The 4369-nt window shown below is 71.0% G+C and carries 5 protein-coding genes and 1 pseudogene; 2 read left to right on the forward strand and 4 right to left on the reverse strand.

Annotation, left to right across the window (positions count from 1 at the left end; genetic code table 11):
• Together GA0115259_RS37515 and GA0115259_RS37520 are read left to right on the forward strand one after the other, a co-directional pair.
• Positions 1-223: pseudogene (locus GA0115259_RS37515) on the forward strand (aminotransferase class III-fold pyridoxal phosphate-dependent enzyme); the annotation flags it as partial.
• A 7-nt stretch (positions 224-230) separates the two neighbouring features.
• Entirely contained in the window at positions 231-767 is a 537-nt protein-coding gene (locus GA0115259_RS37520; RefSeq protein WP_093605035.1) for an arginine repressor, read from the forward strand.
• 72 nt (positions 768-839) lie between these two features.
• On the opposite strand, the gene GA0115259_RS37525 is transcribed toward GA0115259_RS37520, so the two are convergent.
• From GA0115259_RS37525 to GA0115259_RS37540, 4 genes are all read right to left on the reverse strand, one after another.
• A complete protein-coding gene (locus GA0115259_RS37525) occupies positions 840-1622 on the reverse strand; it encodes an FAD:protein FMN transferase (RefSeq protein ID WP_237540767.1) in 783 nt (260 codons plus the stop codon).
• Positions 1622-2197 (reverse strand): FMN-binding protein, encoded by a 576-nt coding sequence (locus GA0115259_RS37530; protein WP_256098315.1) that lies wholly within the window; start codon positions 2195-2197, stop codon positions 1622-1624. Before GA0115259_RS37530 ends, GA0115259_RS37525 begins: the two co-directional genes overlap by 1 nt.
• A gap of 13 nt (positions 2198-2210) precedes the next feature.
• Positions 2211-3578, reverse strand: coding sequence for a ferredoxin reductase family protein (locus GA0115259_RS37535; protein ID WP_237540768.1), 1368 nt, complete (start codon positions 3576-3578; stop codon positions 2211-2213).
• A 184-nt stretch (positions 3579-3762) separates the two neighbouring features.
• The coding region (locus tag GA0115259_RS37540; protein WP_093605037.1) for a L,D-transpeptidase family protein at positions 3763-4369 on the reverse strand (607 nt) is incomplete at its 5' end.

The following is a 4369-nucleotide window of genomic DNA, read 5'->3' on the forward strand; positions in this document are numbered from 1 at the left end:
CCGCGGCTCCGGACTGCTCCTGGGTATCGTGCTCCCCGAGCCGCTCGCGCCGCAGGCGCGGCAGGCGGCTCAGGATGCCGGATTCCTGGTGAACGTGCCCGCTCCCGACGTCGTACGGCTGATGCCACCACTGATCATCGGCGACGCCGAGGTGGACACGCTGCTGCGGGCGCTGCCCGGCATCCTCGACAGCGCTTACGGGGACGGACGATCCGGGGAATGAGACGACGATGACCGAGGCCCAGGGGACCGAGCACGGCGGGCCGTCCGTGCCGCAGACCAGAACCGCCCGCCACCGCCGGATCGTTGACATTCTCAACCGGCAGCCGGTGCGCTCCCAGAGCCAGTTGGCGAAACTGCTCGGGGACGACGGGCTGAGCGTCACTCAGGCGACGCTCTCCCGCGACCTGGACGAACTGGGCGCGGTGAAGATCCGTAACACCGGTGGCGAACTGATCTACGCGGTCCCCAGCGAGGGCGGCTTCCGGACTCCGCACGCGCCCCTCGGCGAGTCGGCGAAGGAGGAGCGGATGCGCCGGCTCGCCGGTGAACTCCTCATCTCCGCCGAGGCCTCGGCCAATCTCGTCGTCCTGCGCACACCTCCGGGCGCGGCCCAGTTCCTCGCCTCGGCCATCGATCAGGCCGAGTTGAACGACGTCCTCGGCACCATCGCTGGCGATGACACCTTGATGCTGATCAGCCGCGATCCGGCCGGAGGCCAGGCGCTGGCGGACCATCTGCTGAAGCTGGCCGAGAACGACCGTTGAGGAGCGCGCCGGGCCGGCCTCGGCGCCGGACTCCGTCCGGACATGGCCCGGCGGTGCTTCGGGCCGGTCCGGTCAGGCGTTCACCTCGGCCACGGAGTCGGTGTAGCGGCCGAAGCCGCTGGTCATCCACCGGCCGCCGTCGGCCGTGACGCCGAAGCCCTCGGTGTTCGCCAGTCCCTCCAGCCACTCCTGGGCCCGTCGGCCCATGGCGTACGCGGCCGTCGCCCGGCTGTCGGCCACGGTCAGTCCGCCTCGGCAGATCACGGTGAGCGAGGCGGGCCCATGGACCGGTGGCCGGCCCGTACGAGGATCGAGCACATGGCAGCCGCGCTCGGCAGGGCCCGAGGTGGCCACGCCCAAGGTGCCCTCGCTCTCGATCACCGTGGCCAGTCCGCCCGGGCGCAGCGGATCGGTGATGCCCACCCGCCAGGGCCCGCCGACCAGTTGGATGTCGCCTCCGCCGTTGAGACATACGGCGGAGGCTCCGGCCGAGACGAGCATCCGTGCCGCACGCTCCACCGCCCAGCCCTTCACCAGACCGGTCGGATCGAGCCCGCCCGCGTACCGGGCCGTGAACCAGCCCCCGCTCTCCCGCTCCGCCTGCGCGCACAGCTCCAGCACCTCACGGACCTCGCCCGCGCACTCGGACAGCGCCAGCTCGCCACGGCCCAACCGGGTGATCTGGCTGTCCGCGCGGAACGGCGAGAAGATCTCGTCGACACGGTGCAGCGAGGCCACGGCCGCCCGCAGCCCGGCACGGACGCGGTCCTCGTCCCGTACACCGCGGATGTCGAACGAGAAGACCGTGCCCATCGACTCCTCGACATGACGCAGCCGTCCGCCCTCCGACAGCATCAGACACCTGCCTTGTCGAGGGCGCTCTGAAGCGAGTCCTGGTATCCCTGGCTGGTGTAACTGGCACCGGAAACGGCGTCGATCCGGGCGTTCTGTGCGGTGACGGCGGCCTCGTTGAGACGGGGGACGGCGTTGGCGGAGATGCTGCCGCCTGGGATCTGGACCGTCTCGGCCTTGGTGATCCTGCCGCCGCTGACGGTGATCTGTACCTGGACCGGACCGTACTGGGTGTCCACTGCGTCCCCGAGCACGGTCCGCGCGCCCGAACCCGAGCCCGCGCCGCTGTCGGCACCCGTACCAGCACCCGTCTCCGGCGGTGTTCCCGCGTCCGTCGCCGTACCCGCCGACGCGCCCGCGCCGACGGGAGGTGCGCTCGCATCCGCGCCCGCCGGAGGTGCGCCATCGGATACGGACGCTCCCGCCGAGGCGGACACTCCGCCTCCGGCCCTGGCCGTGTCCGCCGCGCCCGCCACCGACGAGCCGCCCGGCTGCTTCAGCGCGAGCAGCAGCACCACGCCCGACGCGGTCGCGGCGACACCGATCATGATCCGCCGGAGCGGATGTTTCCTCTTCACCGGCTGCCTCACCTCACATTTCGAAGGACTCGTGATGGATACGACGGGTCGGCACGCCCGCCTCGCGCAGTGCCTCGTACGACTGACGGGCCAGCCCGTCGGGTCCGCAGAGAAAGACGTCGTGGTCGTCGATGTCGGGCAGCAGCTCCCGCAGCCGCCGTGGAGTGATCTCGGGCCGTACGCCGTCCGGACCGTTGACGGCGTACAGCAGGCGCGCACCGCGCGCCGACGCGATTGCCCGCAGCTCGGCCCAGAGCGCCAGGTCCTCGGTCTTGCTCGCCCGGTAGAGCAGCGTCAGATCGCCAGGACCGCCGGGCAGCGTCTCGAACAGCGCCCGCATCGGTGTGATCCCGGCGCCACCGGCGATCATCAGCACCTTCTCCTTGCTGCGCCGGGCCGCCGTCAGCGCGCCGTACGGGCCCTCCGCCCAGACCCGGGTGCCCGGCTCCAGCCGGGCCAGGGCCTCACTGTGCTCGCCGTTCGCCTTCACCGTGATCCGTAGCAGATCCGGCCGCGGCGGCGCCGACAGCGAGTACGGATTGGAGCTCCAGCGCAGCCCGTCGGTGAGGAACCGCCAGCGGAAGAACTGGCCGGGCTGGGCGCCCAGCCGGTGCAGACGCCGTCCGGTGATCAGTACGGAGACGACGCCGGGCGCCTCGTACACGGTCCGCTCGACACGCATCCGATGGCGCCGGTTGAGCAGGACCGGATCCAGTACGCGGTACCGGACGAGCAGCGCGCCGGCCGCGCCGTAGAGCACGTACCAGGCGGTGCGGGCCGCCGAGTTGCCGACGAACTCGGCGCCGGTGGCGAGTTGGTGCCAGAAGGAGAGATAGACCGCGAGATAGGTGAGCAGATGGAGGTAGTACCAGGTCTCGTACCGCATTCTGCGCCGTACCGCGCCCGCCGAGACGAAGCCGATCACCAGAAGAAGTACGGTGCCCGCCGTCGCCTCGATCATCCGCGGGAATTCGGTGACGACGGTGACCGTCTGCGCCACCAGCGCGGAGTTCGCCTGGACCGCGTAGCCCCCGACGGTCAGCGGGACATGGGCGATCACCAGACCCACCGCGTACCGTCCGCCCGTCGAGTGCCAGCGCGTCACCCGGTCGGATCCCACCCGCTGCTCCAGCGCGGGAACGCGCGCCATCAGCACCACCACGAGGGCGATCGCGTAACCGCCGAGCAGCCCGGTCAGCCGGCCCGCTCCGAGCAGCCACTCGGCGAGATCGACATGGACGACCGGAGTGTTCTGCCACCACAGCGCCATGACGGCCGCCGCGCCCGCCCAGCACAGCACGAGCAGCGGCAGCGCGCCCGACCGCCGCGGCCGTATCGCCCGCATGGTCTGCCGTCTGGCGGCCCGACCGTTGTGCATCATCGCCACGGGACTGCTCCTCGCCACGGGACCGCTCCTCACCTTCCGCCGTGCCCGCCGATACGGATTTGAGCGACGGAGGGTTCAACGAAGTGGCGTGGGACGGCGAGGAGTTCGCTCTTCGGCCGGAAAGAGCTGGAAAGAGACCGAAAGAGCTGGAAAGAGCCGGAAGGAAATTACGGCCGCACTACGGCCGCACGGCGGTGATGGCGGTCCGGCCGGAAGGCGTACCGATCGCGATATGCGGCGCCCGGCGCGGATCGGCCCAGGTCAGGATGCGCTTCATGGCACCGGCCGGTACGGACACACAACCTGCCGTCGGGCCTTGGCCGTTGACATGGAGGAAGATCCCGGCACCTCGGCCGCGCACCGGGCGGTCGTAGTTGTAACCGATCACCAGACCGTGGTCGTACTGCTTGCGGAAGGAGGCCATCCGCTCGGACTCGTTCGCCCGGCAGTCCGCGGGCAGGCCCTCCACCCAGCGGTTGTACGAGCGTGAACCGTTGTCCTGGCACCACCAGGAGGCGTTCGTCACCCGGCGGTAGCCGGTCTTCGTCCCGGCCGGTGCCGGAGCGATCCCGAAGGCGTACGGCAGGTCGTACAACCCGGTCGGGGTGGTCGATGTCCCTTGCTTGCGCTGGGCACCGTTCACCAGACCACCCGCCCCGAAGCGTGCGGCGACGGATCCGGCCTTCACCCAGCGCCCGTCGCGCCGGTCCCACCAGGTCAGCCGGCCCTTGGTCACTCCGGGACGGGAAGCCTGCGCGGTGATGAGCTGGCTGCCGCCGCCGGGG

The sequence above is a fragment of the Streptomyces sp. MnatMP-M17 genome, from assembly GCF_900091995.1.
In the GTDB taxonomy this organism is placed as follows: Bacteria; Actinomycetota; Actinomycetes; order Streptomycetales; family Streptomycetaceae; genus Streptomyces.